Annotated in this window: 20 protein-coding genes and 2 riboswitches; of the genes, 9 read left to right on the top strand and 11 right to left on the bottom strand. The window is 68.4% G+C overall.

Features of this window, described 5'->3' with window-relative positions; translation table 11 throughout:
- Nucleotide 1: 1 nt before the first annotated feature.
- Nucleotides 2-1,582: a PPE family protein gene (locus K6T84_RS14660; protein ID WP_225400512.1), complete on the bottom strand. Its 1,581-nt coding sequence runs from the start codon at nt 1,580-1,582 to the stop codon at nt 2-4.
- A 6-nt stretch (nt 1,583-1,588) separates the two neighbouring features.
- A riboswitch (adenosylcobalamin (AdoCbl) riboswitch) is annotated at nt 1,589-1,735 on the bottom strand.
- A gap of 106 nt (nt 1,736-1,841) precedes the next feature.
- Nucleotides 1,842-4,076, bottom strand: a complete 2,235-nt coding sequence (locus K6T84_RS14665; RefSeq protein WP_225400513.1) for an NADP-dependent isocitrate dehydrogenase — start codon at nt 4,074-4,076, stop codon at nt 1,842-1,844.
- Between the two features lie 145 nt (nt 4,077-4,221).
- Nucleotides 4,222-4,341: riboswitch (SAM riboswitch) on the top strand.
- 142 nt (nt 4,342-4,483) lie between these two features.
- Here K6T84_RS14665 and K6T84_RS14670 point away from each other — a divergent pair.
- From K6T84_RS14670 to K6T84_RS14685, 4 genes are all read left to right on the top strand, one after another.
- Entirely contained in the window at nt 4,484-5,791 is a 1,308-nt protein-coding gene (locus tag K6T84_RS14670; RefSeq protein WP_225400514.1) for a bifunctional o-acetylhomoserine/o-acetylserine sulfhydrylase, read from the top strand.
- A 13-nt stretch (nt 5,792-5,804) separates the two neighbouring features.
- On the top strand, nt 5,805-6,947 hold the full coding sequence (gene metX / locus K6T84_RS14675) for a homoserine O-acetyltransferase MetX (RefSeq protein WP_225400515.1): 1,143 nt from the start codon (nt 5,805-5,807) through the stop codon (nt 6,945-6,947).
- The gene (locus tag K6T84_RS14680; RefSeq protein WP_224862233.1) at nt 6,944-7,690 is read left to right on the top strand and encodes a class I SAM-dependent methyltransferase; all 747 of its coding nucleotides are present in this window, start codon (nt 6,944-6,946) and stop codon (nt 7,688-7,690) included. The genes metX and K6T84_RS14680 overlap by 4 nt, the downstream gene beginning before the upstream one ends.
- Nucleotides 7,691-7,842: 152 nt before the next feature.
- Nucleotides 7,843-8,307, top strand: a complete 465-nt coding sequence (locus tag K6T84_RS14685; protein ID WP_225400516.1) for a DUF732 domain-containing protein — start codon at nt 7,843-7,845, stop codon at nt 8,305-8,307.
- A gap of 3 nt (nt 8,308-8,310) precedes the next feature.
- On the opposite strand, the gene K6T84_RS14690 is transcribed toward K6T84_RS14685, so the two are convergent.
- Nucleotides 8,311-8,553, bottom strand: a complete 243-nt coding sequence (locus K6T84_RS14690; RefSeq protein ID WP_224865934.1) for a DUF3017 domain-containing protein — start codon at nt 8,551-8,553, stop codon at nt 8,311-8,313.
- A gap of 44 nt (nt 8,554-8,597) precedes the next feature.
- Nucleotides 8,598-9,446: a bifunctional methylenetetrahydrofolate dehydrogenase/methenyltetrahydrofolate cyclohydrolase gene (locus tag K6T84_RS14695; protein ID WP_225400517.1), complete on the bottom strand. Its 849-nt coding sequence runs from the start codon at nt 9,444-9,446 to the stop codon at nt 8,598-8,600.
- 49 nt (nt 9,447-9,495) lie between these two features.
- On the opposite strand from K6T84_RS14695, the gene K6T84_RS14700 reads away from it, so the two are divergent.
- Nucleotides 9,496-10,683: an NADH:flavin oxidoreductase gene (locus K6T84_RS14700; RefSeq protein ID WP_224862239.1), complete on the top strand. Its 1,188-nt coding sequence runs from the start codon at nt 9,496-9,498 to the stop codon at nt 10,681-10,683.
- A gap of 57 nt (nt 10,684-10,740) precedes the next feature.
- A complete protein-coding gene (locus tag K6T84_RS14705; protein WP_224862241.1) occupies nt 10,741-13,431 on the top strand; it encodes an ATP-binding cassette domain-containing protein in 2,691 nt (896 codons plus the stop codon).
- A gap of 25 nt (nt 13,432-13,456) precedes the next feature.
- Here K6T84_RS14705 and K6T84_RS14710 read toward each other — a convergent pair whose 3' ends face one another.
- Genes K6T84_RS14710 through K6T84_RS14725 form a run of 4 tightly spaced genes read right to left on the bottom strand, consistent with a single transcriptional unit; the run spans nt 13,457 to nt 17,586 of the window.
- The gene (locus K6T84_RS14710) at nt 13,457-14,035 is read right to left on the bottom strand and encodes a GTP-binding protein (RefSeq protein WP_224862243.1); all 579 of its coding nucleotides are present in this window, start codon (nt 14,033-14,035) and stop codon (nt 13,457-13,459) included.
- Nucleotides 14,013-14,384 (bottom strand): DUF742 domain-containing protein, encoded by a 372-nt coding sequence (locus tag K6T84_RS14715; protein ID WP_408066116.1) that lies wholly within the window; start codon nt 14,382-14,384, stop codon nt 14,013-14,015. The genes K6T84_RS14710 and K6T84_RS14715 overlap by 23 nt, the downstream gene beginning before the upstream one ends.
- Nucleotides 14,385-14,401: 17 nt before the next feature.
- Nucleotides 14,402-14,845, bottom strand: a complete 444-nt coding sequence (locus K6T84_RS14720; RefSeq protein WP_224862247.1) for a roadblock/LC7 domain-containing protein — start codon at nt 14,843-14,845, stop codon at nt 14,402-14,404.
- Nucleotides 14,842-17,586 (bottom strand): ATP-binding protein, encoded by a 2,745-nt coding sequence (locus tag K6T84_RS14725; RefSeq protein WP_225400519.1) that lies wholly within the window; start codon nt 17,584-17,586, stop codon nt 14,842-14,844. Before K6T84_RS14725 ends, K6T84_RS14720 begins: the two co-directional genes overlap by 4 nt.
- Nucleotides 17,587-17,833: 247 nt before the next feature.
- On the opposite strand from K6T84_RS14725, the gene K6T84_RS14730 reads away from it, so the two are divergent.
- Complete coding sequence (locus K6T84_RS14730) at nt 17,834-18,307, top strand: tRNA (cytidine(34)-2'-O)-methyltransferase (RefSeq protein WP_224862251.1); 474 nt, start codon at nt 17,834-17,836, stop codon at nt 18,305-18,307.
- A gap of 99 nt (nt 18,308-18,406) precedes the next feature.
- Here K6T84_RS14730 and K6T84_RS14735 read toward each other — a convergent pair whose 3' ends face one another.
- From K6T84_RS14735 to K6T84_RS14745, 3 genes are read right to left on the bottom strand one after another with little or no spacing between them, the layout of a single operon-like run.
- Nucleotides 18,407-19,054 (bottom strand): nitroreductase family protein, encoded by a 648-nt coding sequence (locus tag K6T84_RS14735; RefSeq protein ID WP_224862253.1) that lies wholly within the window; start codon nt 19,052-19,054, stop codon nt 18,407-18,409.
- A gap of 16 nt (nt 19,055-19,070) precedes the next feature.
- Nucleotides 19,071-20,063, bottom strand: a complete 993-nt coding sequence (locus tag K6T84_RS14740; protein ID WP_224862255.1) for an MOSC domain-containing protein — start codon at nt 20,061-20,063, stop codon at nt 19,071-19,073.
- A gap of 26 nt (nt 20,064-20,089) precedes the next feature.
- Nucleotides 20,090-23,353, bottom strand: a complete 3,264-nt coding sequence (locus tag K6T84_RS14745) for an error-prone DNA polymerase (protein WP_225400520.1) — start codon at nt 23,351-23,353, stop codon at nt 20,090-20,092.
- A gap of 112 nt (nt 23,354-23,465) precedes the next feature.
- Between K6T84_RS14745 and K6T84_RS14750 the strand changes: the two genes are divergently transcribed.
- Nucleotides 23,466-23,897 (top strand): MmpS family transport accessory protein, encoded by a 432-nt coding sequence (locus tag K6T84_RS14750; RefSeq protein ID WP_224862259.1) that lies wholly within the window; start codon nt 23,466-23,468, stop codon nt 23,895-23,897.
- Nucleotides 23,894-26,800 (top strand): MMPL/RND family transporter, encoded by a 2,907-nt coding sequence (locus tag K6T84_RS14755; RefSeq protein WP_224862261.1) that lies wholly within the window; start codon nt 23,894-23,896, stop codon nt 26,798-26,800. The genes K6T84_RS14750 and K6T84_RS14755 overlap by 4 nt, the downstream gene beginning before the upstream one ends.
- Nucleotides 26,801-26,811 lie beyond the last annotated feature (11 nt).

The raw sequence follows: 26,811 nt of genomic DNA on the forward strand, positions 1-26,811 counted from the left end.
GCTATTGGCGATACTGCAGCGCCCATGTGCCGGGCGTCATAGGAGTGGTGACACCGCCGCCGAACCCGTCCCCGGACAGCGCGGTCAGGCCGCTCGGTGAAAAGTCATCCTCGAGGTCCATGTACTCGTGGCCGCGGCCGAGCATGTCGTGCTTGGCCCGTCGGCGCCGGCGGACCTTGGCCTTCTCCTCGGCGGCGGCGGCCTCCTCAGGAGCCGCGGCTGCCTCGGGTTCCGGGGCCTTGCGGCGACGGGCACTGGTGCCCGCGGCCCGGCGGGCCTGCTGGCTCAGGCCCGCGACCAGGTACATGTAGGCGAGGCTGTCGCCCGGTGACAGCGGCGGGGCGGGTGGTGGCGGGGGCGCGGCGGGCGCAGGCGGAGCCGCGGCCGGCACCGGAGCCGGCGCAGGGGCCGGAGCGGGGGCAGGCACCGGAGCCGGTGGCGTGGGTGCCACCGTCAACCCGGCGAACGGCGGGGGCACCGGGGGCACCGCGACCACCGGCACGGCGTGCAGGGCGGCCAGGCCCGACAGTCCCGCCAACCCGGCCAGCGGCGCCACCGCCAGCGGCAACGCGGCCGTCAACATCGGCAGCATGACCGGGATCAGCACGAGGGCTTGCTCCAGCAGCGTCTTGAGCAGGGCGATCACATCGGTGATGATCGTCCCGATCGCCTCGACCGCGGTGAACAGCAGCGTCGAGGCGATCGTGCCGGGATTTCCGGAGGCGAACGCCGCGGCCAGGTCCGCTCCGATGAACGCGAACGTCTGCGACAGGTAGGCGGCGAACGACCCGAAGTCCATCGGATAGCCCAACGCGAACGCGATGTTGTAGGGGCTCAGGAAGCTCAGCGGGTTGCCGGTCAGCGTCAGCCAGGGATCGAACCCGGAGAAGATCGACTGGAGGTACGGGTTGGCGGCCAGCTGGTTGATCATCGGCTGCAGCACGTTGTTGTAGAAGTCGGTGTAGCCGCTGTTCTGCAGCCAGTCCATGATGTCGTTCTGCCGATCCGGCGGCAGCTGCGACTGGCTGGCGTCGGCGGAGCCGGCCTTGACGATCTGCGGCGAAGCGGTGGTCTGCGGCGTCGACGCCACCGCGGCATCCGCCACGGCCTGATAGGTCGCCATCACCGCGGCCGCCTGGAACCACATCCGGCCGTAGTCGGCTTCGTTCAGCGCGATCGGAATCGCATTCACGCCAAAGAAATTCGTGCCCACCAGCACCGCGTGCGCAGCGTGGTTGGCGGCCAGCTCCGCAAGCGTCGGCATCGCCGCCAGCGCGGCGGTGTAGGCGGTGGCCGCGGTCTGCTGCTGGCCGGCGGTCACCGCGCTGGCGGCACCGGCCTGCACCAGCCAGGCCAGATACGGCACATTCGCCGCCACATAGGCCTCGGCGGACGGGCCCTGCCACGCGCCGGCCTGCACCGCTCCCAGCAGCGCGGTCAGGTCATGAGCGATCTCGGCGTACTCCGCACTCAACGCCGTCCACGCCGCCGCCGACGCCAGCATCGGACCGGCGCCGGGCCCGGCGGACAGCAGGGTGGAATGGACTTCAGGTGGAGACGCGATCCAGATCGGCGTGGTCACGGTCGCCAGCTCTCCCGGGGTGCCTCGCCCCGAATCGGAGTTTGCGACGACGTGAGTGTCTGGCTCTCGGGTGAATCAACTCCCCGATCACAGTGGCGGCACCGCGCCGGAATCAAACCGGCTTCCTACGTCGTCGTCGCCTTGCCTGCGAATTGTCGCACGCCGGACGCCCCTAACCGCCGCCGAGACGGAAATCCACGACGCCGGTGTCGGCGTGTCGGTCGTGGATTTCCGTCTCGGCGAGGAACGGCCTCTGGGATCAGTCCTTGGCGTCGATCACCGCGTTCAGCGCCTCGCTGGGCCGCATCACCGCGGCGGTCAGGGCGTGGTCCGGGGCGTAGTAGCCGCCGATGTCCACGGCCTCGCCCTGCACCTGCGTCAGCTGCTCGATGATGACGTCCTCGTTCTTGGCCAGCCTGTCGGCCAGGGCCGCGAAGTGCTTGGCCAGCCCGGCGTCCTCGGTCTGCGCGGCGAGCTCCTGGGCCCAGTACTTGGCCAGGTAGAACTGACTGCCCCGGTTGTCCAGCTCACCGGTCTTGCGCGACGGACTCTTGTTGTCGTCCAACAGCTTTCCGATCGCGGCGTCCAGCGTCTCACCGAGCACCTTGGCGCCCACGTTGCCGGTCTTGGCGCCCAGGTCGTCGAAGCTGGCGCCGAGGGCCAGGAACTCCCCGAGCGAGTCCCACCGCAGGTGGTTCTCCTCGACCAGCTGCTTGACGTGCTTGGGGGCCGAGCCGCCCGCACCCGTCTCGTACATGCCGCCGCCGGCCATCAGCGGCACGATCGAGAGCATCTTGGCGCTGGTGCCCAGTTCCAGAATCGGGAACAGGTCGGTGAGGTAGTCACGCAGGATGTTGCCGGTGGCCGCGATAGTGTCCTGGCCGCGGATCAGCCGCTCGCAGGTGTACCGCATGGCCCACACCTGCGGCATGATCTGGACCTCCAGGCCATCGGTGTCGTGGTCGGCCAGGTAGGTCTTGACCTTCTTGCGCAGCTCCGCCTCGTGCGGACGCTCGGTGTCGAGCCAGAACACCACCGTCATGCCCGACACCCGCGCCCGCTGGACGGCCAGCTTCACCCAGTCCTGGATGGCGGCGTCGGTGACGGTGCACAGCCGCCAGATGTCGCCGGCCTCGACGTTCTGGGTCAACAGCACCTCGCCGGTGGCCAGGTCCACGATGTCGGCAACGCCGGCCTCGGGGACCTCGAACGTCTTGTCGTGGCTGCCGTACTCCTCGGCCTTCTGCGCCATCAACCCGACGTTGGGCACGGTGCCCATGGTGGCCGGGTCGAACTGGCCGTGGGTCTTGCAGAAGTTGATCATCTCCTGGTAGATCCGCGCGAACGTGGACTCGGGGTTGACAGCCTTGGTGTCGCGGAGCCGGCCGTCGGCGCCGTACATCTTGCCGCCGGCCCGGATCATCGCCGGCATCGAGGCGTCCACGATCACATCGGATGGTGAGTGGAAGTTGGTGATGCCGTGCGCCGAGTCGACCATCGCCAGCTTGGGGCGGTGCTCGTGGCAGGCGTGCAGATCTTCGATGATCTCCTCACGCTGGGAGGCCGGCAGCGTCTCGATCTTGCTGTACAGGTCGACCATGCCGTTGTTGACGTTGACGCCCAGGTCGTCGAAGAGCTTCTGGTGCTTGGCGAACGCCTCTTTGTAGAAGACCTTGATGGCGTGGCCGAACACGATGGGGTGGCTGACCTTCATCATGGTCGCCTTGACGTGCAGGGAGAACATCACGCCGGTCTCGCGGGCGTCCTCCATCTGCTCCTCGTAGAACTCGCGCAGCGCCGCCACGCTCATGAACATCGAGTCGATGACCATGCCGTCGAGCAGCGACAGCTTCTCCTTGAGCACAATCGTCTTGCCGCCCTTGGTGGTCAGCTGCATCTTCACGTCGCGGTCGCGGTCCAGCGTCATCGACTTCTCACCGTGGTAGAAGTCGCCGTGCTTCATGGTCGCCACGTGCGTGCGCGAGGCCTGTGACCACTTGCCCATGCTGTGCGGATGCTTGCGGGCGTACTCCTTGACGGCCTTGGGCGCTCGTCGGTCCGAGTTTCCTTCGCGCAGAACCGGGTTCACCGCCGACCCCAGGCACTTGGCGTAGCGTTCGTGGATGTCGCGCTCCCGGTCGGACTTGGGGTCCTCCGGGTAGTCCGGCAGTTCGTAGCCCTTGCCCTGCAGTTCCTTGATGGCCGAGACCAACTGCGGCACCGAGGCACTGATGTTGGGCAGTTTGATGATCGTGGTGTCCGGCAACTGGGTCATCCGGCCGAGCTCGGCGAGGTTGTCCGGCACTCGCTGCTCGTCGGTGAGACAGTCCGGGAAGGCGGCCAGGATGCGGGCCGCCAGCGAGATGTCACTGGGTTGGACGTCGATACCCGCGGGCCCGGTGAATGCCTGCACGATCGGCAGGAACGAGTACGTCGCAAGCAGCGGCGCCTCGTCGGTCAGCGTGTAAATGATGGTCGGCTGGTCGGCGCACATGGCTGTTCTCCCGGCGTCAGGTTCTTAGGCGAACGATTCGTGCCGCGTGGTACACGGCGGGATTCAGTATCGCGTACCCCGACAGCACGCCCACCGGCGGTGAGCAGGTGGCGACAGCTCCGGGGGATGCGATAGGCTTCGTCACGGTCATGAGTGCCAGCGCTAAGCCCCGGCTTGCTGGCCGGCAACCCTCCAACCGCGGTGGGGTGCCCCGGGTGATTGACCGGGTTGAGTAGCCACCACGGCTACGCGGCAAGCGCGGGTCCGCCACAACGGGCCCCCCGACTAGGCAGGGGAACCTGATGCGTGCCTCCATACTCTCTCTCGTCCGATGTTGTCGTCGCTGAAACCCCGCTGAATTCGTTCATCCCCAGCGATCAACTACTCCACGCAGAAAGCATCTTTTTATGACCGCCGGTAATAACTGGTCGTTCGAGACCAAGCAGATCCACGTCGGCCACGCCGGAGACCCCGAGACCGGGGCCCGGGCACTGCCGATCTACCAGACCACGTCGTATCTTTTCAGCGACACCGACGAGGCGGCCGCCCGCTTCGCGCTGGCCGAGCCGGGCAACATCTACACCCGACTGACCAACCCGACCAGCGCGGTCATCGAGGAGCGCATCGCCGCCCTGGAGGGCGGTGTGGGGGCAACGCTGCTGTCCTCGGGACAGTCCGCCAGCACGTTCGCCATCTTCAACCTGGCCGGCGCCGGCGACCACATCGTGGCCAGCCCGCGCCTGTACGGCGGCACCTACAACCTGTTCCGCTACTCGCTACCCAAGCTGGGAATCGAGGTCAGCTTCGTCGAGGACCCCGATGACCTGGAGTCCTGGCGGGCGGCGGTGCAGCCGAACACCAAGGCGTTCTACGCCGAGAGCATCTCCAACCCGAAGATCGACCTGCTGGACACCCCGGGAGTGTCCGCGGTGGCCCACGAGAACGGGGTGCCGCTGATCGTCGACAACACGATCGCAACCCCGTACCTGATCCAGCCGATCAGCCAGGGTGCCGACATCGTGGTGCACTCGGCCACCAAGTACCTGGGCGGGCACGGCACCGCGATCGCCGGCGTGATCGTCGACGGCGGCAACTTCGACTGGACCCAGGGCCGCCATCCGAGCTTCACCACTCCCGACCCCAGCTACAACGGCCTGGTCTACGCCGACCTGGGTGCGCCGGCGTACGCGATCAAGATCCGCGCCCAGCTGATGCGCGACTACGGATCGGTGGCCTCGCCGTTCAACGCGTTCCTGATCGCCCAGGGCCTGGAGACGCTGAGCCTGCGGGTGGAGCGCCACGTCTCCAACGCCCAGCGGGTCGCGGAGTTCCTGGAGGCCCGCGACGACGTGCTGAGCGTCAACTACGCCGGGCTGCCCAGCTCGCCGTGGTACCAGCGCGCACAGCAGCTGGCCCCCAAGGGCGTCGGCGGTGTGCTGTCGTTCGAGGTGGCCGGCGGTATCGAAGCAGGAAAAGCCTTCGTCAACGCGTTGAAGCTGCACAGCCACGTCGCCAACATCGGCGATGTGCGCTCCTTGGTAATCCACCCGGCCTCCACCACGCACAGTCAGCTCTCCGGAGACGACCTGCTGTCCACCGGCGTCACCCCGGGCCTGGTTCGGCTGGCGGTCGGCATCGAGGGCATCGACGACATCCTGGGAGACCTCGAACTCGGATTCGCCGCGGCGGCCGCACAGCTCGCGGCGGCGAACTGAGGCGGCCGGTGCGGTGACGATCTCCGACGTGTCGACGCAGATGCTGCCCGCTCCGGGTGAGACCCGGGTGATCGGTATCGGCCCGCTGCGTCTGGAGAGCGGCGCGGTGCTGCCTGACGCGAACATCGCCGTGCAGCGCTGGGGCGAGCTGTCACCGCAGCGCGACAACGTGGTCGTGGTGCTGCACGCCCTGACCGGGGACTCCCACGTCACCGGTCCGGCGGGCCAGGGGCACCCCACCGGTGGCTGGTGGGATCCGATGATCGGGCCGGGCGCTCCGATCGACACCGACCGCTGGTGCGCGGTGGCCACCAACGCTCTCGGCGGCTGCCAGGGCTCGACCGGGCCCGCATCGCTGGCCCGCGACGGAAAGCCCTGGGGCTCGCGATTTCCCACCATCTCCATTCGCGACCAGGTGGACGCCGACGTCGCCGCGCTGGCTGCGCTCGGCATCACCGAGGTGGCGGCCGTGATGGGCGGTTCGATGGGCGGCGCACGCGCCCTGGAGTGGATGGTCGGCCACCCGGACCGGGTCGGCGCGGGTCTGCTGCTGGCGGTCGGCGCCCGCGCCACCGCCGACCAGATCGGCACCCAGAGCACCCAGATCGCCGCGATCAAGGCGGACCCCGACTGGCAGGGCGGCGACTACCACGGCAGCGGCCGCACGCCGGACACCGGACTGTCGATCGCGCGGCGCATCGCGCACCTGACCTACCGCGGCGAGGCCGAACTGGATCGCCGGTTCGCCAATCGAGCGCAGGCCGAGGATGACCCAGCGGAGCCGGCCGACAGCGGCCGCTACGCGGTGGAGAGCTACCTGCAGCATCAGGGCGGCAAGCTGGTCTCACGGTTCGACGCCGGCAGCTACGTGACCCTGACCGAGTCGCTCTCCGGTTTCGACATCGGCCGCGGCCGCGGCGGGGTGGCGGCGGCCCTGCGCGGCTGCCCGGTGCCCGCGGTGGTCGGCGGCATCACCTCCGACCGGCTCTACCCGCTGCGCCTGCAGGCGGAGCTGGCCGACCTGCTGCCCGGCTGCGAGGAGCTCGACGTCATCGACTCGGCCACCGGGCATGACGGTTTTCTGCTGGAGACCGAACCGATCGGTGGGCTGATCCGTAAGACGCTCGCCCTGGTCGAAGGCGCGCAGCGCCGGTGAGCCCGTCCCGACAGGCCCGCCACGACCGCTCGCTGTCCTTCGGTTCGCAGGCGGCTGCCTATGAGCGCGGCCGCCCGTCATACCCGCCGGACGCCATCGACTGGCTGCTGCCCGACGGTGCGCGCGATGTGCTCGACCTGGGCGCCGGCACCGGCAAGCTCACCACCCGGCTGGTCGAGCGTGGCCTGAACGTGGTGGCCGTCGACCCGATCGCCGAGATGCTCGAGGTGCTGGCGAAGTCGCTGCCGGAGACTCCGGCGCTGCTGGGCACCGCCGAGCAGATCCCGCTGCCCGACAACAGCGTCGACGCCGTGCTGGTGGCGCAGGCCTGGCATTGGTTCGAACCCGAGCGCGCCATCCCCGAGCTGATCCGGGTGCTGCGGCCGGGTGGCCGGCTGGGCCTGGTTTGGAACACCCGCGACGAGCGGCTGGGCTGGGTCAAGGAGCTCGGCGAGATCATCGGCCGCGAGGATGCCCGGGATGTGGTCGACGCCGGGGTGAGCCTGCCGGCGCCGTTCGGCGCGCTGGAGCATCACCAGGTGGAGTGGACCAACTACCTGACCCCGCAGGCGCTGATCGACCTGGTCGCCTCGCGCAGCTACTGCATCACCTCGCCGAACGCGGTGCGCAGCAAGACGCTGGATCAGGTCCGGCAGCTGCTGGCCACCCATCCGGCGCTGGCCGGGGCGGCCGGGCTTGCACTGCCCTACGTCACGGTGTGCATGCGGGCAACGCTGCACTGAGCCTGAACTCGCCTATTCTGGTGTCGGCTTCAATAACCGCACTGTGCACCAAGCGTGACCTGCCCGTGTCACCGGTGTGACCGCGCTGCTGCACTGTTGTTATCGACAGGCGGCGGCCACGCCGCCCGTACTGCAACTGATGGGGGACAGACATGGAGCACAACCGCGCGCGAACGGCGATACCGACAGTAACGGCGCTGACGGCCGCCGGCACGGTTTGGACGGGTCTGATCGCCTCCGTATGGCTGGCCGGGCCGGCGCAGGCGAGCCCGGTCGACACCTCATTCCTGTCAGACCTGACCAGCGCCGGCGTTCCGGTCGGTGACCCGGCCGCCACGACCGCGCTCGGCCAGTCGGTCTGCCCGACGCTGGCCGAGCCCGCTGGCAACGTCGCCTCGGTGGCGGCACCGGTCGCCGGCATGGCCGGCGGTCCCAACATGTCACCGGAGATGGCGCAGCTGTTCACCGAGATCGCGGTGCAGATCTACTGCCCGCAGATGCTGTCGCAGCTGGCCAGCGGCCAGGTGCCCGACCTGCCGCAGATCCCGGGAATGTCGGTCGGCATCCCCGGCCTGTCCGGCGGCATCCCGGCGATTCCGGCGATCCCCGCCTTCTAGCGCCTAGCTGGTCCCCAGCGGGTCGATGGTCGCGGCGGTGTAGAGCATCACCGTCGCGGCCGTCGTCATCGTGGCGAAGTCCAGCCCGCGGTCCCGCAGCACCAGCAACCCGGCCCGGTCCTCGGACAGCACCAGCCGCAACGCGGCGGCCACCCCGGTCCCGATCCCGATCAGCAGCGCGCCGCGGCGCCAGAAGTTGGCCCCGGCCAGCACGAACGCCGCGGTGAAGATCAGCCCGACGACCATGATCGGCCACTGAGCGGCGATCACCCGACGAACTCCGACGCGGGTCACAGCGCGCTTTCGACGCGTTCCACGACATTGGTCAGCAGGAACGCCCGGGTCAGCGGGCCCACCCCGCCCGGATTCGGTGACACGTGTCCGGCCACCTCCCAGACGTCCGGGTGCACGTCGCCGACCAGTCCGGCCTCGGTGCGGCTGACGCCGACGTCGACGATCGCCGCCCCCGGGCGCACCATGTCGGCGGTGAGCATGTGCGGTACCCCGACCGCCGCGACGATGATGTCGGCCTGGCGGGTCAGCGCCGGCAGGTCACGGGTTCCGGTGTGGCACAACGTCACCGTGGCGTTCTCCGAGCGGCGGGTCAGCAACAGTCCCAACGGGCGCCCGACCGTCACACCCCGGCCGATCACCACCACGTGGGCGCCGGCCAGCGGCACGTCGTAGCGGCGCAGCAGGTGCACGATCCCCCGCGGGGTGCACGGCAGCGCCGCCGGGGTGCCCAGCACCAGCCGGCCCAGGTTGGTCGGGTGCAGCCCGTCGGCGTCCTTGGCCGGGTCGACGCGTTCCAGTGCGGCGTTCTCATCGAGGTGGCGCGGCAGCGGCAGCTGCACGATGTAGCCGGTGCACCCCGGGTTGGCGTTCAGCTCGTCGATGGTGTCGTCGAGTTGAGCGGCGCTGACGTCGGCGGGCAGATCGCGGCGGATCGAGGTGATACCGACCTTGGCGCAGTCGGCGTGCTTGCCACGCACATAGGCGTGCGACCCCGGGTCGTCCCCGACCAAGATGGTGCCCAGTCCGGGCGTATGTCCTGCCTGCGCGAGCGCGTCCACCCGGGCTTTGAGATCGACGAAGATCTCGTCGCGCGTTGCCTTGCCGTCCAGCGTGATCGCACCCACGGGCGACATTCTCTCATCGGCCGTCACCCGGGTGCGTAGGCTGCCCGACATGTCTTCTTCTCACGACGTGTTCAGCCCCGCCAAGCTGGGTCCGATCACCCTGCGGAACCGGACCATCAAGGCGGCAACGTTTGAGAACCGCACGCCCGGCGCGCTGGTCTCCGATGACCTGATCGAGTACCACCGGGTGGTCGCCGCCGGCGGGGTCGGGATGACCACCGTCGCCTACTGCGCGGTCGCCCCCGGCGGCCGTACCTCCGGCGACGGGCTGTGGATGCGCCCGGAGGCGGTCGCGGGGCTGCGCCGGCTGGCCGACGCCATCCATGCCGAAGGTGCCGCGGTCAGCGCGCAGATCGGCCACGCCGGCCCGGTCGCCGACGCACGCTCCAACAAGGCCCGGGCGCTGGCGCCGGTGCGGTTCTTCAACCCGATCGGGATGCGTTTCGCCAAGAAGGCCGACCGCGACGACATCGCCGAAGTCACCAAGCAGCACGCCGACGCCGCCCGGTTCGCGCTCGACGCCGGCTTCGACGCCGTCGAGATCCACCTGGGTCACAACTACCTGGCCAGTTCGTTCCTTAGCCCGCTGATCAACCGGCGCTCCGATGAGTTCGGCGGCTCGCTGGCCAACCGCGCCAAGGTCGCCCGCGGGATCGTGCAGGCCGTCAGCGCAGCGGTGGGCGGGCAGATCGCGGTGACGGCGAAGCTGAGCATGGCCGACGGCGTGCGCGGCGGCATCAGCCTCGACGAATCGCTGACCACCGCCAAGTGGCTGCAGGACGACGGCGGCCTCGACGCTCTGGAACTGACCGCCGGCAGCTCCCTGGTCAACCCGATGTACCTGTTCCGCGGCGACGCCCCGGTCAAGGAGTTCGCCAAGGCCTTCAAGCCCCCGCTGAGCTGGGGGATGCGGATGACCGGCAACAAGTTTCTGCGGAACTACCCCTACCGCGACGCCTTCCTGCTCGAGGACGCCCGGTTGTTCCGCGCCGAATTGTCCATGCCGCTGATCCTGCTGGGCGGCATCACCAACCGCGAGACCATGGATCTGGCCATGTCGGAGGGGTTCGAGTTCGTCGCGATGGCCCGCGCTCTGCTGGCCGAACCCGACCTGATCAACAAGATCGCCGCCGACCCGGCGACCCGCTCGGAGTGCATCCACTGCAACCAGTGCATGCCGACGATCTATCGGCGCACCTACTGCCCGGTCACCGGTGCCCCGGATTCAGTGCACTGATTCGCTGCGCCGGTTCCCTGCGCTGATTGAGCACACCCTCGCGCTAAAGTTGATCCGATGAGTCACCCAGCCCCGCCGGTGCTGACCGTGCGCTACGACGGGTCGCAGGGCACGTTCTCCGCAGGCCACGACGTGGTCATCGGACGCGACCTGCGCGCCGACATCCGCATCCCGCACCCCTTGGTCTCCCGCGCCCACCTGCTGCTGCGCTTCGAGCAGGGGCGATGGCTGGGGATCGACAACGGCTCCCTGAACGGCATCTACGTCAACGGCCAGCGGCTGCCGGTCGTCGACATCCGCGACGGTGCGAGCATCAACCTGGGCAACCCGGACGGGCCCCGGGTGTCCTTCGAGGTGGGGCGGCACCAGGGGCAGGCCGGCCGGCCCCCGCAGACCGTCTCGATCCACGTTCCCCAGCCCGGTATCGCCCGCCCGCCACAGCAGAACTGGGCGGCCTCTCCCCCGCCTTCGCCGCACCCGACCGCGCAGTACCCGGACCCCCGCCAGCCCGCGCCCTATCGGCAAGGCCCGCCGCCGTTTCCGCAGCAGCCGCCCTACCCGGGCGCGGATTCCGCGCTGCGTCCCGGTTACCGGCCGCCGGCCCAGCCGCCGGTCGAGCCGTTCCCACCCCGGCAGCCCGCGACCCGGATGGCGCCGGTGGCCGCCAAACCGCCGGAGGCCGGCAATATCGCCACCCGGATGATCGACATCCTGCGGCCCGGGTCGGCTTCGCCGCCGCAGGCACCGGCCGGTGCGCTGACCATCGGCCGGTCCACCGACAACGACATCGTGATCTCCGACGTGCTGGCCTCCCGCCAGCACGCGATGCTGATCTCGACCCCGCTGGGCACCGAGATCCGCGACAGCCGAAGCATCAACGGAACGTTCGTCAACGGCGTCCGGATCGGCTCGGCGATCCTTACCGAGGGCGACGTTGTCACGATCGGCAACGTCGACCTGGAGTTCACCGGCGGAACCCTGCTGCGCCGCACCGAAGCCGCGTCGAAGTCCGGTGGGCTTGAAGTCCGCGACGTCTGCTTCGACGTCGAGGGCGGTAAGCGACTGCTCAACAACATCACGCTGACCGCGCGGCCGGGCACACTGACCGCGATCATCGGCGGTTCGGGTGCCGGTAAGACGACGCTGTCACGACTGATCGCCGGCTACACCAAGCCCACCAGCGGCACGGTCACCTTCGAGGGTCACAACATCCACACCGAGTACGCCTCGCTACGCAGCCGGATCGGGATGGTGCCGCAGGACGACGTGGTGCACCGGCAGCTCACCGTCAATCAGGCCCTGGGGTACGCCGCCGAGCTGCGGCTTCCGCCGGACAGCACCAAGGCCGACCGGGACCGGGCGGTGGCCCAGGTGCTCGAAGAGCTGGAGCTGACCAAGCACGCCGATACCCGGGTGGACAAGCTCTCCGGCGGTCAGCGCAAACGTGCATCGGTGGCCCTGGAGCTGTTGACCGGCCCGTCACTGCTGTTGCTCGACGAGCCGACCTCAGGCTTGGACCCGGCGCTGGACCGCCAGGTGATGCTGATGCTGCGCGGGCTGGCCGACGCCGGCCGCGTGGTCATGGTGGTCACCCACTCGGTGTCCTACCTGGATGTGTGCGACCAGATCCTGCTGGTGGCCCCCGGCGGCAAGACCGCGTTCAGCGGGCCGCCCAAAGAGGTGTTCGCGGCGATGGGCGCCGACAACTACGCCGACATCTTCGCCAACGTCGGCGCCGACCCCGACGAGGCCAACCGGCGGTTCCTGGCCCGCACCGGCAACGAGTCGGGCGCCGCGCATGTGCCGGCCACGCCGCCGGCCGACCTGGGCAGCCCGCCGCCGGAGAGTCTGCGAAAACAGCTGTCGACCATCGCACGACGCCAGGTCCGGCTGATCGTCTCCGACCGGGGCTATTCGATCTTCCTGGGGATACTGCCGTTCCTGGTCGGCGCGCTGTCGTTGACGGTCAAGGGCAAGCACGGGCTTCAGATGCCGGGGCTGGATGCACCCACCGAACCGCAGTACATCATGGTGCTGCTCAATCTCGGCGCGGTGTTCATGGGCACCGCGCTGACCATCCGTGACCTGATCGGTGAACGCCCGATCTTCAAACGAGAACAGGCGGTCGGCCTGTCGACCATTGCATATCTGCTGGCCAAGGTCGCGGTGTTCTGTGCGTTCGCGGTTGCCCAGTCGGCGATCGCGACCGCCATCGTGCTGCTGGGAAAGAAGGGGCCCAACCCGCCGGATCCGCTGTTCGGCAGTGCCAGCTTCGCGCTTTTCCTCACCGTGGCCGCCACCTGCGTGGCCTCGGCCATCCTCGGGCTGACGTTGTCGTCGCTGGCCAACTCCAACGAGCAGATCATGCCGATGCTGGTGGTCTCGATCATGTCGCAGCTGGTGCTCGGGGGCGGCATGATCCCGGTCACCGGGCGCCTGGGGCTCGATCAGGTGTCGTGGGTGACGCCCAGCCGGTGGGGCTATGCCGCGGGTGCCTCGACGATCGACTTCAACACCCTGCTGCACCACGACGACATGCCCAAGGGCTGTATGCCGCTGCCCACTGCCGCCAACCCCGAGCCGGCGGTGCCCGACGGCTGCACCCCGGCGGTCCAGGTCAAGCAGATCCCCCAGGACGGCCTGTGGAAACACAGCAAGGGCATCTGGTTCTTCGACATGGGGATGCTCGCGCTGCTGTCGGTGTTCTACACCACTGTGGTGTGGTGGAAGATCCGGCTCAAGCGCTGAGCTCAGCGTTCACCCCGCGCGTCGCTCAACCGGGTGTTGCCAGGCTGTCCAGGGCGTACTCGCTGATCGCGATCAGCGCATCGCGGGCCGAACGCCGGTCGCGCGCATCGACGGCGATCACCGGGATGTGCTCCGGCAACGCCAGCGCCTTGCGCACCGCGGAGGCGGGATAGCGTGGCGCACCGTCGAATTCGTTGACCGCGATCAGAAACGGCAGATTGCGGTGCTCGAAGAAGTCGACCGCGGCGAAGCTGTCCTGCAGTCTGCGGCAGTCGGCCAGGATGATCGCGCCGATCGCCCCGCGCACCAGGTCGTCCCACATGAACCAGAAACGCCGCTGGCCGGGCGTGCCGAACAGGTAGAGCACCAGATCGTCTGCCAGGGTGATGCGGCCGAAATCCATTGCCACCGTGGTGGTTCGCTTGTCCGGCGTGGACTCCAGGGTGTCGACGGCCGCCGAGGCGTCGGTGACCAGTGCTTCGGTTCGCAGCGGCATGATCTCCGAGACGGCGCCGACGAACGTGGTCTTGCCGACCCCGAACCCGCCCGCGATCACGATCTTGGTCGAGGTGGCGTCGCGGCTAGCCGAGCGCTCGTAGGCCACGGAGCGTCCTTCCTATCAGTTCACGGCGTTCGTCCCCGGTGGACTTCTCGGTCAGCGTCGGGCGCACCCGAAGGAATCCCGAACTGACCAGATCGCCCACCAGCACCCGGGCGACGCCCAGCGGCAGGTCGAGGCGCGCGGAGATCTCGGCGATCGACGGCCCCACCTGGCACAGTTCGACGATTCGGCCGCGCGGGTCGCTGACCGGCCACTGGTTGGGCTGGGCGCGCCGCTCGGTCTGCACCGGCGCCTCCAGCGGAAGGCTGACGTCGGTGTGGGTCCGGCCGGCGGTCAGCGTGTAGGGCCGAACCAGGCTGGCCTCAATCTCCGGCTGCTCGGGAATATCCATCACCATTCACCGGCGCCTCACGGTCGACCACCCGGCGCCGAAGCCGACCGGCGCATGGACTGCACCACCGCGCCGACCCGCTCCACCAGAACCGCCATCTCGTAGCCGATCTGGCCGATGTCGCAGGAGGAACCCGCCAGCGCGGCCAGGTGCGAGCCGTCGCCGACCCGCATCAGCAGCAGGTAGCCGTTCTCCATCTCCACCACCGATTGCAGCACCCGGCCGCCTTCGAACAACTGGGCGGCGCCTGAGGCCAGGCTGGCCAGTCCGGACGCCACTGCGGCCAGCTGATCGGCCCGATCCCGGGGCAGGTGTTGACTGGCAGCCACCGTCAGGCCGTCGACCGAGACCAGCACCGCGTGCGACACCCCGGGTACGTCACGGGCGAAGGTGGAAACCAGCCAGTCCAATGAGCCCTCGGGGCTACGCCGCTGGTCATTGTTGTCAGTGGGGAAAGTCATTGCTGCTCAGATCCCTGGTCGGTGTAGAGGCCGTTCTCCCGGGCATGCGATCTCGCAGCCCGCACGCCACCGAAGTGGCTACTCATCGAGGCGCGGATTGCCGCGGGATCCCGTTCCGGTGCCTCGTGGGCGGGCCGGTGGGGTTCGCCGTTGGATGCTACCGGTTCGTCGGTGTCGTCACGGCGCGTCGGGGTATCGGAGTCCACGTCCCGCGGTGGGTCGTCGGGTTCGGCCGAGCCCGGCACCAGCCGAGCACCGGGCTCGCGGACCGGCAGGCCGTGCTCGGTGTGCGCGACGACCGGCACGTTCTCCACCTCGGCGGCCACCGACCAGCCGCGGTCCCACACCGACTGCCAGTCCAGGTCGGCGCGCAGGCCCGGCTCGTTCGGGTCGTTGGCCAACGACTCGGAGAGCATCAGTTGGTAGATGGTGCCGGTGTCGGGTTCGGCCTCCGAACCGGTGTCGGGTTCGAGGTCGCCTTCGAGGCCTCGAACGGCACGCTCTCTGGCCCCGAAGTATGCCGAAGTGTCTGCGGGAGAATATTTTTCGACAGCCGGCTCGACTTCGGGCTCGGGTTGCGGGGCGGGCTGTCGATCGTGCACCCACTGTTGCGGCTGTTCGGCGGGCGCGCCGGTGATTCCGCTGGAACCCGGGGTACGACGGGGCAGCAGCGTGACGACGGGGCCCGCGCCGGTGTCCCAGGCTTCTGGCGGCTCCCGGTGCTGCTCGGGCTGGGCTTGCTCGGGCTGGGCTTGCAGCTGCACCGGCGGGGCCACCGGAGCCACCGGGGGGGTCATGTCGACCGCCGGCCACTGCGTCGGCGCAGGTTCCTCTTCGGCCGGAGCGGTCGTCAGCAGGTGCGGCGGCAGATAGATCTCGGCGGTGATCCCCCGCGACCCCTGCGACGCCGGGAACAGCCGAACTTCGATCCCGTGGCGGTGCGCCAGCCGGGAGATCACGAACAGGCCCATGTGCCGGGCGTTCTCCGGGCTGAACTCCCCCCCGGCCGCCAGTCGCATGTTGGCCATCCGGAGATCGGCGTCGGTCATCCCCAACCCGACGTCGACGACCTCGACCACCACACCGCCGTCGTTCTCGAATCCGGCGACCACCCGCACCGGCTCCGTCGGCGCCGAATACCGCAGGGCGTTGTCGATCAGTTCGGCGAGCAGGTGAATGGCGTCCGCCGCAGCCGGGCCGATCACGGTGATGTCGGGCACCAGGACGGTCTGCACCCGGTGATAGCCCTCCACCTCCGAGGCGGCGGCATTGATCAGGGTGGCCAGCGGCGTCGCCCGGCCGCGCTCGTGCGGCACCCGCGCCCCGGCCAGTACCAGCAGGTTCGCACCGTTGCGCCGCATCCGGGCCGCGAGGTGGTCCAGCCGGAACAGGCTCTCCAGCCGGTCCGGGTCGTCCTCGTTGCGCTCCAGGCGGTCGATGAGGGCCAGCTGCTGATCGACCAGCGACCGGTTGCGCCGCGACATCGTCTCGAACATCTCGTTGACCAGTCGCCGCAGCCGGGCCTCGTCACCGGCCAGCAGCAGCGCCTGGGCATGCAGTTCGTCGACAGCGTGGGCGACCTGGCCGACCTCCTCGGAGGTGTAGACCGGCAGTGGATCCGGGGCGCGTTCGTCCCCGGCGCGCACCCGTGCGATCTCGTGCTCGAGGTCGGTGTGGGCGACCTGCAACGCGCTGTCGCGCAGGGTACGCAGCGGCCGCACCAGTGAGCGCGCCACCAGGCCCACCACCACCAGCGTTGCGATGAATGCGGCCAGCGACAACGCGATGTCGCGGATCGCGGCGGCTCGCCGGTCGGCGGCGCGGTCCTCGAGTGCCTTGGTGACCGCCCCGGTGTTCTCGGTGATCACCCGGGCTGCGATCTGGTCGGTGGTGTGGATCGACTCGCGCAGCACCGGATTGTTGGGCAGCACCTGTTCGGGATCGGACATGATCGCCATCCGGGTCACCAGCTGCTGCTGCAGACTCTTGACGTCCGGGGAGTCGACGCCGAGCACCTCCGTCATCCCGAACAGCGTGGACGGCTCGGTGCCGGCCAGGGTCATCATTGAGCTGCGCAACTCCGGGTCGGGAAGCTCGCCGCCCCGGTTGACCAGCAGTTCCTGCATCATCATCTGGCCGCGGGCACCGACCGCCCGGCTCAGGCCCTCGGTCTGCGCCCGGATCCGCTCACTGTCCAGACGCACCGACCCGACGATGGCATCCTCGGCGGTCAGCAGGATCGGCGCGTAGCCGGTCACCTCTTCACGCAGGCCGACGCCGATCGCCGACACCGCATCCAGCAGGCCCTGGCCGCGCTCGATCAGCGTGCCCACCCCGGAGCGGACGTCGGTCGCCAGATCGGTGTGCGCCAGGCGGGACTGCAGCTCGAACATACGGTTCTCGAAGTTCTTCTTCGCACCTTCGGCGTCGCCGTCCGACGAGCTGGCCACCAACGCATCGCCCAGTGCCGACATGTAATTGGTGATCGCCGGGATCATCTCGGCGCGGTCGGCGACCAGCCGGAGCCGGTTGGCTTCGGTGAATTCACCCGACACCCGCAGTCCACCGAAGAATCCGGCCAGCAGCATCGGCAGCAACCCGATCGCCAGTACCTTCCACCGCACCGGCCAGTTGCGCACAGACCATCGCGAGGGACGCCTGCCCGCAACGACTTCCGGCTCGTCATCAGCTGGGTCGTCGGGAGCAGCGTCTACCCGATCCGGGTGGTCGAAGAGCGTCATCGCTCGGCGGTCGGCACACCGGCCGCTCGGCTGAATGTCACCGTCTGCGCCTCATTCATCGGATTTCCGGGGCGCCGCAACTCGTTTTGGCAGGGGGCGTGAATTGCGGCATGGCAATTCGACGAGTATGCCAGTCGGCCGCAGGCCTGACCAGAATATTTACTGAACAGAACACTTTTCGAGACCATCGCGTGTCTTGACGAACTCCGGTGGAGCAAACCGAGAAGCGGGCTGACATCATCGACAGATGATCAGGGTGCTGTTCTATTCGCCCCGCATTCCACCCAATACCGGCAATGCGATTCGGATGGTGGCGGCCACCGGCGCCCAGCTTCATCTGGTGGAACCTATGGGCTTTGATCTGTCCGAGCCGAAGCTGCGCAGAGCCGGGCTGGACTATCACGATCTGGCCTGGGTGCGGGTACACACGTCACTGCCGGCGGCGTGGGAGGCATTGGGCGTATCGAGTGGGGCCCGGGTGTTCGCGTTCACCGCGGGTGGGAAAACCCCGTATAACGAGGTGGCCTACTCCCCCGACGACGTGTTGATGTTCGGTCCCGAACCCACTGGTCTGGACGAGGCGACGCTGGCAGACCCGCACATCACCGCGCAGGTGCGAATCCCGATGCTGGCCGGGCGGCGGTCACTGAACCTGTCCAACGCCGCGGCGGTCGCGGTCTATGAGGCGTGGCGCCAGCAGGGGTTCGCCGGCGGGATCTAAGCCCCTGCCCTCCCCCTCTCCCGCGAGCGTGCAGAAGCGTCCGGTATGTCCCGAGGTGAGGGGGGACGTTTGTGCACCCTCGGCGAGAACAGTGGCGGGTTACCAGGTATCGAAGTGCACCACCTGGTCGGCCGGCAGCCGCTTGGCCGGCTTGAAGTCGGTGCCCTTGGTGTAGGCGATCGGGAACAGCCCGCCCTGGCTGTAGTCGTCGTAGGGGATGCCGAGCACCTCGGCGGCCTGGCGCTCGCCGTCCCCGAGCAGGTGCAACGTCGTCCAGCACGAACCCAGCCCGCGGTTGCGCAGCGCCAGGCAGTAGCTCCACGCCGCCGGGAACAGCGACGCCCAGAACGACGCGCTGAACCCCAGCGACCCCGTCTCCGGCTTGCCCTCCAGACACGGGATCATCAGCACCGGCACCTCCTGCAGGACCTCGGCCAGATACTTCGCCGAGCCGCTGACCAAGTCCATCCGCTCACTGCGCACGTCGCCCTGGCCGTAGTCGGGCCGCATCCGGTCCAGGTAGGGCAGGGCGTTGGCGCGGTAGATGTCGGCGATCGCCTGCTTGCGGACCGGGTCGGTGATGAACATCCACTGCCAACCCTGCGCGTTGGATCCGGTGGGTGCCTGCAGCGCGATCTCCAGGCACTCCATCAGCACCTCGCGCGGTACCGGTTTGTCCAGATCAAGTCGCTTGCGTACCGATCGGGTGGTGGTCAGTACTTCGTCGGCGGACAGGTTGAGGTTCATCTGTGCAGGCTAGCTGCTAATTCTGCTGGAGTTTCACTCCGCGCGATATCGCCGTGGTGCCCGCCTTCATCAGCAGGCGTTTGACCCGCTTGACGCCGGCTCCGGCGGTGGCGGCCAGCATCGACCGATCCGACGGGACGAAATCAAGCGGATCTCCCTCGCGCAGTTCCCCATTCCGGATAACTGTCCCGTAGACGCCGAGGCAATGATCGGTGTGTGCGGCGACGCTGCGGGTGATCTGCCGGTCGCGGCTCAACTCCCGCTGGGCGTGCGACGGCATCACGCAGCGGACGGTGGGCAGCAGTGGTTTGAGGGCGGCCAGCGGCGCGTGCAATGTGCCTCCACACCAATCGTTCTCCGGATGCCCGGCAGGGGTAGTAGTCGCGTCGACCAGGATCGTGGGACGAAAGCGCCGGACGTCGAAGTCGGAGCCGGGTGTCAGCCCGGTCATCGTGGCTAGGGTCTGCTCGGTGATCACGTGCACCGGATAGGCATCGACATAGCTGCCGACCGGCGTGATGTAGCGGCTCAGCTCGGCGAGTTTCTTGACCGGAAACATCGACAGATCCGGCAGCGGCTCGTCGGCGTCGAGGCCGAAGTAGTCATGCAGGTCAGCCGGGTTCGCCATCGTCCCGCGATACTGATCGCGGTCCTCGATCGGTGGCAACGGCCGCAGTTCGACGTCTCGGTCGAGGTAGGAGGAGAGCGCGGCGTGGACTTTCGGGTCGGAACTGGATATCTCGCTGCCGTCGGGAAATCCGATGAGTACCTCCGGCGCGTGGCCGGGTCCGGCTTCCGGTGGCGGCGGCAGTGCATACCGCGCTGTGCACAACAGCAGCCCCGCCAGGCGCTTGGCGCTGGTGGTGGCATTCTTCTCCAGGTCGCGGACCGCCCAGGTCCGGTCCGCGTGGAGGCCCAGTTTGCCGACCCCGGCGGCGGTGACGCGTTGTCCGGCCATGGATTTCACCGGGTAACGCCAGATTCCGCTGATTCGACCGGCCGTATACATGCTCTGCAGAGCTTAATCGGCCGGCGTCACCGGAAGTCCCGGGATCGCGACCCCACCGCCAACTCGAGGGCACCCAGCCGATCGGCCAGCACGGTGACCGCTCCGCTGGCGTTCTGCACCCGGCCACGGATCAGCATGGCCGCCGCGGTCTGCGCGAGCCGACGGTGTCGCGCCCACACCCCCGGCGTGCACAGCACGTTGACCATCCCGGTCTCGTCCTCGAGGTTGATGAACGTGACCCCGCGGGCGGTCGACGGCCGCTGCCGGTGTGTCACGGCCCCGGCCACCAGCACCCGGGTGCCGTCGGGGACGCCGGCCAACTGCTCGGCCGGGATGACCCCGGCGGCGTCGAGGTCGGCCCGCAGGAACTGGGTCGGGTAGCTGTCCGGGGAGACCCCGGTGGCCCACACGTCGGCGGCCGACAACTCGATCTCGCCCATCCCGGGCAGTGCCGGAGTGTGTGACGGCACCCCCACCCCGGGCAACCGGTCCGGCCGCTGGGCCGCCGCAGCCCCGGCCGTCCACAGCGCCTCACGACGCGACATGCCGAAGCCGCCGAACGCCCCGGCGGTGGCCAGCGCCTCGGCCTGCGAAGGCGAAAGCTGAACCCGGGCAGTCAGATCCAGCATCGACGCAAACGGCCCGTGCGCCTGGCGGTCGGCCACCATTCGCTCGGCCAGCTCCACACCGATACCGCGCACCGCACCCAGCCCGAGCCGGACCTGCATGCCGTCGTGTTCCAGCGTGGCGTGCGCCAGGCCGGCGTTGACGTCCGGCCCGTGCACCAAGACCCCGTGCCGGCGGGCGTCGGCGACCAGCGACTGCGGTGAATAGAAACCCATCGGCTGCGCCCGCAGCAGTGCTGCGCAGAACGCCGCCGGATGGTGCAGCTTGAACCAGGCCGAGTAGAACACCAGCGACGCGAAGCTCATCGCGTGACTCTCCGGAAACCCGTAATTGGCAAAGGCTTCCAGCTTCTCGTAGATCCGGTCCGCCACCGCTCCGGTGATGCCGTGGCACTGCGCCATGCCGTCGTAGAACCGGTCCCGCAACCGGCGCATCCGCTCCGGAGACCGCTTGGAGCCCATCGCCCGGCGCAACTGGTCGGCCTCGCCGGCGGTGAATCCGGCGCAGTCCACCGCCAGTGTCATCAGTTGTTCCTGAAACAGCGGCACTCCCAAGGTTTTCCGCAGCGCCCGCGCCATGCACGGATGTTCGTAGGCCACCGGGTCGATGCCGTTGCGGCGACGGATGTAGGGGTGCACCGATCCACCCTGTATCGGCCCGGGACGAATCAGTGCCACCTCCACCACCAGGTCGTAGAACACCCGCGGCCGCAACCGCGGCAGGGTGGCCATCTGCGCGCGCGACTCCACCTGGAACACCCCGACCGTGTCGGCGCGGGCCAACATCTCATAGACCGCCGCCTCCGACAGGTCGATCGCCGCCAGGTCCACCTCGATGCCCTTGTGCTGCGCCACCAGGTCGATCGCGTAGTGCAGCGCGGAGAGCATCCCCAGGCCCAACAGGTCGAACTTCACCAATCCGATTGCCGCACAGTCGTCTTTGTCCCACTGCAGCACGCTGCGGCCGGGCATCCGGGCCCACTCCACCGGGCACACGTCGGCGATCGGGCGGTCGCAGATCACCATGCCGCCGGAGTGGATACCCAGATGCCGGGGCAGGTCGGCGACCTGGGCGGCCAGCTCGATCACCGGGTCGGGGACACCGTCCAGCTCGGAACGATCAGCCGCCCCCCACCGGCTCAGCTGCTTACTCCAGGCGTCCTGCTGCCCGGGCGAGTACCCCAGCGCGCGGGCCATGTCCCGCACGGCGCTGCGGCCCCGGTAGGTGATGACGTTGGCAACCTGGGCGGCGTGGTCGCGGCCGTATTTGTCGTAGACGTACTGGATCACCTCTTCGCGGCGATCCGACTCGATGTCGATGTCGATGTCGGGTGGGCCGTCGCGCGCCGGCGACAGGAACCGTTCGAACAACAGCTCATTGGCCACCGGATCCACCGCGGTGACACCGAGGGCGTAACAGACCGCGGAATTGGCCGCCGACCCCCGGCCCTGGCACAGGATGTCACTGCGCCGGCAGAACCGGGTGATGTCGTGCACCACCAGGAAATAGCCTGGAAAGCCCAGCTGGGCAATGACTTCCAGCTCACGCTCGATCTGCGTATAAGCGGCCTGTGCGCGTTCGGGCGGGCCGTAGCGCTCCATGGCTCCGGCCAGCGCCAGGCGCCGAAGCCAACTGTCCTCGGTGTGTCCGTCGGGAACGGCAAACGGCGGCAGCCGCGGGGCGATCAGCGCCAGCGAGAACGCACACTGCTCGCCGAGTTCGGCCGCCGCCGGCACCGCCGCCGGGTACGGCGCGAACAGCCGGGCCATCTCCGCACCGGAACGCAGATGCGCACCGCCCAGCGGGGCGAGCCGGCCGGCGGCGGAGTCCAGCGACTGACGTGCCCGCACCGCACCCAGCGCCATCGCCAACCGGCCCCGATCCGGCCGGGCGAAGTGGGCGCCGGTGGTGGCCACCAACCCCACCCCGAACCGGGGCGCCAGTGCGGCCAGCGCCGCGTTGCGCTCGTCGTCGCAGGGATCGCCGTGCCGGGTCAGCTCCACGCTGACCCGCCCGGCGCCGAACCGGTCCACCAGGTCGGCCAACGCGCCGGCCGCCGCGTCCGGGCCGCCGGTGGCCAGCGCGTGGCGGACGTGACCTTTGCGGCACCCGGTCAGAATGTGCCAGTGCCCGCCGGCCGCGTCGGTCAATGCGTCCAGGTCGAAACGCGGCCTGCCCTTCTCGCCGGCCAGGTGCGCGGCGGCGATCTGCCGCGACAGCCGCCGATAGCCCTCCGGGCCGCGGGCCAGCACCAGCAGATGCGGCCCGGGCGGGTCGGGCCCCTCGGTGCGCGCAACCTGCCCCAGCGACAGCTCGGCGCCGAAGACGGTGCCGATCTCCAGTTCCTTGGCGGCCTCGGCGAACCGCACCACCCCGTACAGGCCGTTGTGGTCGGTCAGCGCGATGGCCCGCAGGCCCAGCCTGACGGCCTCGGCGACCAGCTCCTGCGGGGTGCTGGCCCCGTCCAAGAAGCTGTACGCCGAGTGCGCGTGCAGCTCGGCGTAGGGCACAACCAGGGAAGGCGGCCGATACTGTTCGCGTTGCGGTGGGGCCGACGGGGCGCGATCTGCCGACACACCGGCCGACACACCGGTGTGACGAGGCTTACCATCTAGAACACGTTCCATTTCCGCCCAGCTCGGCGGCCCGTAACCCCAACTCACACCCCCCAATTTATCGAACATGTGTGCGATATGCTTGAAGTTGGGTGTCGAGAAGAACTTTGATGCACTAATCTGTGTCAGATTCGGCACACCACCTCGAAAGGCATTCTTGATGTTCGGCCTTGTCAAACGTGCGTGGTTACCGCTGCTCATCGTGCTTGTCCTGCTGGTGGGAGGATTCGTCGTGCAGCGGGTTCGCGGTTATTTCGGCGCCGACGACAGCGGCAGCAGCGCCGCCCCGTTCGAGGACACCAAGCCGTTTCACCCCAAGGTCGTGGTCTACGACATCTTCAGCCCGGATGGGACCTACGCCGACATCAACTACCTAGACCTCGACGCCACCCCGCAGCGGGTCGACGGCGCCGGCCTGCCGTGGTCACTGACCCTGTCGACCACCAACCCGGCGGTGAGCCCCAATATCGTCGCCCAGGGTGACGGCGCCACCATCGGTTGCCGAGTCACCATCGACGGCGTGGTCAAAGACGAACGAATCGCCACCGGCCCGGTGAGCGCCCAGACCTTCTGCATTGTGAAATCCGCATGAGCAAACACACCGGCCCCGATGCCGACGCCCCGACCGACACGCTGACGGTGTCCCCACAGCCCAAGCGCGGCGGCATCCCGGCGTGGATCCGCCGGCTGGCGGTACCGATCATCCTGGTCTGGCTCGGGCTCACCGTGCTGGTGAATGTCATCGTGCCGCAGCTCGACGAAGTCGGGAAGATGCGCGCGGTGTCGATGGCCCCCAAGGACGCTCCGTCGATGGTCGCGATGATGCGCATCGGCAAGACCTTCGAGGAGTTCAAGTCCGACAGCTCGGCGATGGTGGTGATCGAGGGCGACCAGCCACTCGGTGACGCGGCACACGACTACTACGACGAACTGGTCAAGAAATTCACCGCCGACCACACCCACGTCGAGCACATCCAGGACTTCTGGAGTGACCCGCTGACCGCGGCCGGCTCGCAGAGCCCGGACGGCAAGGCCGCCTACGTGCAGGTGTACCTGGCCGGCAACATGGGCGAGACGCTGGCCAACGAGTCGGTCGAGGCCGTCCAGAAGATCATCGCCGATACCCCGGCCCCCGAGGGGGTGCACGCCTACGTCACCGGTGGGGCCGCACTCAACGCCGATCAGCACATCGCCGGCGACAAGAGCCTCAAGATCATCACCGCACTGACGTTCGTCGTGATCATCACGATGCTGCTGTCCATCTACCGATCGATCGGCACGGTGCTGCTGGTGCTGGGCATGGTGGTCTTCGAGCTGAGCGCCGCCCGCGGCGTGGTGGCCGTCCTCGGCTTCTACAACATCATCGGCCTGTCGACGTTCGCGGTGAACCTGCTGGTGACACTGGCCATCGCCGCCTCGACGGACTATGCGATCTTCCTGCTGGGCCGCTATCAGGAGGCGCGAGCGCTCGGCGAGGACAAGGAGTCGGCGTTCCACACCATGTATCACGGCACCGCGCACGTGATCCTGGGATCGGGCCTGACCATCGCCGGAGCAACCTTCTGTCTGCACTTCACCCGGCTGCCCTATTTCCGGTCGCTGGGCATTCCGCTGGCGATCGGCATGCTGGTCGTGGTCGTCGCCGCGCTCACCTTCGGCTCCGCGGTGGTGGCGGTGGCCAGCCGCTTCGGCATGCTGGAACCCAAGCGGGCCATGCGGATTCGTACCTGGCGGCGGATCGGCGCGATGATCGTGCGCTGGCCCGGGCCGGTGCTGGTGGCCACCACGGCGGTCTGTCTGGTCGGACTGCTCACCCTGCCGGGGTATGAGACCAACTACAACGACCGGATGTACCTGCCGGACTACGTGCCGGCCAACATCGGCTACGCCGCCGCGGACCGGCACTTCTCCCAGGCCCGGATGAACCCCGAGCTGCTGATGATCGAGACCGATCACGACATGCGCAACCCGGCCGACTTCCTGGTCATCAACCGGATCGCCAAACGAGTCTTCGAGGTGCCGGGCATCGGGCGGGTGCAGACCATCACCCGGCCGCTGGGCACGCCGATCGAGCACACCACGATCCCGTTCGCGATCAGCATGCAGGGCACCACCCAGCAGCTGAACATGAAGTACCAGCTCGACAGCATGAAGAAGATGCTGAAAATGGCCGAGGACATGAAGGTCTCCGTCGACAGCATGAAGGCGATGCTCGAAGTCACCCGCGAGATGTCTGCGACCACCCACAGCATGGCCACCAAGATGCACAAGATGCTCGCCGACATCCAGAACATGCGCGACGAGATGGCCGACTTCGACGACATGTGGCGGCCGATGCGCAGCTACTTCTATTGGGAGCCACACTGTTTCGACATCCCGATCTGCCACTCGATCCGGTCGATCTTCGACCTGATGGACGGCATCGACCAGATGACCGAGGATTTCGAGCTGGTGTTACCCGACATCGACAACCTCGACCGGTTGATGCCGCGGATGCTCGAGATCATGCCGCCGATGATCAAGACCATGGAAAACATGCAGAAGACCCAGCTGGAGATGCAGGCCTCCCAGGAGGGCATGCAGCTGCAGATGCAAAAGATGATCGAGGGCCAGAACGCCATGGGCAAGGCGTTCGACGACTCCAAGAACGACGACTCGTTCTACCTGCCGCCCGAGGCGTTCGACAACCCCGACTTCAAGCGCGGCATGAAGATGTTCCTGTCGCCCGACGGGCATGCGGTGCGGTTCATCATCAGCCACGAAGGCGACCCGATGTCCCCGGAGGGCGTCAGCCACATCGCGCCGATCAAGCACGCCGTGCACGAGGCGCTCAAGGGGACCCCACTGGAGGGCTCCAAGGTCTACCTGGCCGGCACCGCGGCCATGTTCAAAGACATGAAGGACGGCTCCGCCTGGGACCTGATCATCGCCGGCATCGCGTCGCTGTGCCTGATCTTCATCATCATGCTGCTGATCACCCGCGCCGTGGTGGCCTCGGCGGTGATCGTCGGCACCGTGCTGCTGTCGCTGGGCACCTCGTTCGGCATCTCGGTGCTGATCTGGCAGCACATCATCGGCCTGCACCTGCACTGGATGGTGCTGGCGATGTCGGTGATCATCCTGCTGGCGGTCGGTTCGGACTACAACCTGCTGCTGGTCTCCCGGATGAAGGAGGAGCTGCACGGCGGGCTCAAGACCGGCATCATCCGTGCCATGGGCGGCAGTGGCTCCGTCGTCACCTCGGCGGGCCTGGTGTTCGCGTTCACGATGATGTCGATGATGGTCTCCGACCTGAAGGTGATCGGCCAGGTGGGCTCCACCATCGGCCTGGGCCTGCTGATCGACACGTTGGTGATCCGGTCGTTCATGACGCCGTCGATCGCCGCGCTGCTGGGACGTTGGTTCTGGTGGCCACAGCGGGTGTGGATCAGGCCGAGTCCCGCTGCGCAGCAGGCGGCTTCGCTGCCGGCGAGCGACCAGGTACCCGTCGGCTGACGGTTGTCGGC

Source organism: Mycobacterium zoologicum (assembly GCF_020181635.2).
GTDB lineage: Bacteria > Actinomycetota > Actinomycetes > Mycobacteriales > Mycobacteriaceae > Mycobacterium > Mycobacterium zoologicum.

What these genes read in the sequence shown, in the direction of transcription:
- K6T84_RS14735 (WP_224862253.1), bottom strand. Translation starts at nt 19,054, where the DNA reads ATGAACCTCAACCTGTCCGCCGACGAAGTACTGACCACCACCCGATCG.
- K6T84_RS14730 (WP_224862251.1), top strand. Translation starts at nt 17,834, where the DNA reads ATGATCAGGGTGCTGTTCTATTCGCCCCGCATTCCACCCAATACCGGC.
- K6T84_RS14720 (WP_224862247.1), bottom strand. Translation starts at nt 14,845, where the DNA reads ATGACTTTCCCCACTGACAACAATGACCAGCGGCGTAGCCCCGAGGGC.
- K6T84_RS14685 (WP_225400516.1), top strand. Translation starts at nt 7,843, where the DNA reads ATGGAGCACAACCGCGCGCGAACGGCGATACCGACAGTAACGGCGCTG.
- K6T84_RS14740 (WP_224862255.1), bottom strand. Translation starts at nt 20,063, where the DNA reads ATGTATACGGCCGGTCGAATCAGCGGAATCTGGCGTTACCCGGTGAAA.
- K6T84_RS14665 (WP_225400513.1), bottom strand. Translation starts at nt 4,076, where the DNA reads ATGTGCGCCGACCAGCCGACCATCATTTACACGCTGACCGACGAGGCG.
- K6T84_RS14670 (WP_225400514.1), top strand. Translation starts at nt 4,484, where the DNA reads ATGACCGCCGGTAATAACTGGTCGTTCGAGACCAAGCAGATCCACGTC.
- K6T84_RS14705 (WP_224862241.1), top strand. Translation starts at nt 10,741, where the DNA reads ATGAGTCACCCAGCCCCGCCGGTGCTGACCGTGCGCTACGACGGGTCG.
- K6T84_RS14725 (WP_225400519.1), bottom strand. Translation starts at nt 17,586, where the DNA reads ATGACGCTCTTCGACCACCCGGATCGGGTAGACGCTGCTCCCGACGAC.
- K6T84_RS14715 (WP_408066116.1), bottom strand. Translation starts at nt 14,384, where the DNA reads ATGGATATTCCCGAGCAGCCGGAGATTGAGGCCAGCCTGGTTCGGCCC.
- K6T84_RS14755 (WP_224862261.1), top strand. Translation starts at nt 23,894, where the DNA reads ATGAGCAAACACACCGGCCCCGATGCCGACGCCCCGACCGACACGCTG.
- K6T84_RS14700 (WP_224862239.1), top strand. Translation starts at nt 9,496, where the DNA reads ATGTCTTCTTCTCACGACGTGTTCAGCCCCGCCAAGCTGGGTCCGATC.
- K6T84_RS14690 (WP_224865934.1), bottom strand. Translation starts at nt 8,553, where the DNA reads ATGGTCGTCGGGCTGATCTTCACCGCGGCGTTCGTGCTGGCCGGGGCC.
- K6T84_RS14750 (WP_224862259.1), top strand. Translation starts at nt 23,466, where the DNA reads ATGTTCGGCCTTGTCAAACGTGCGTGGTTACCGCTGCTCATCGTGCTT.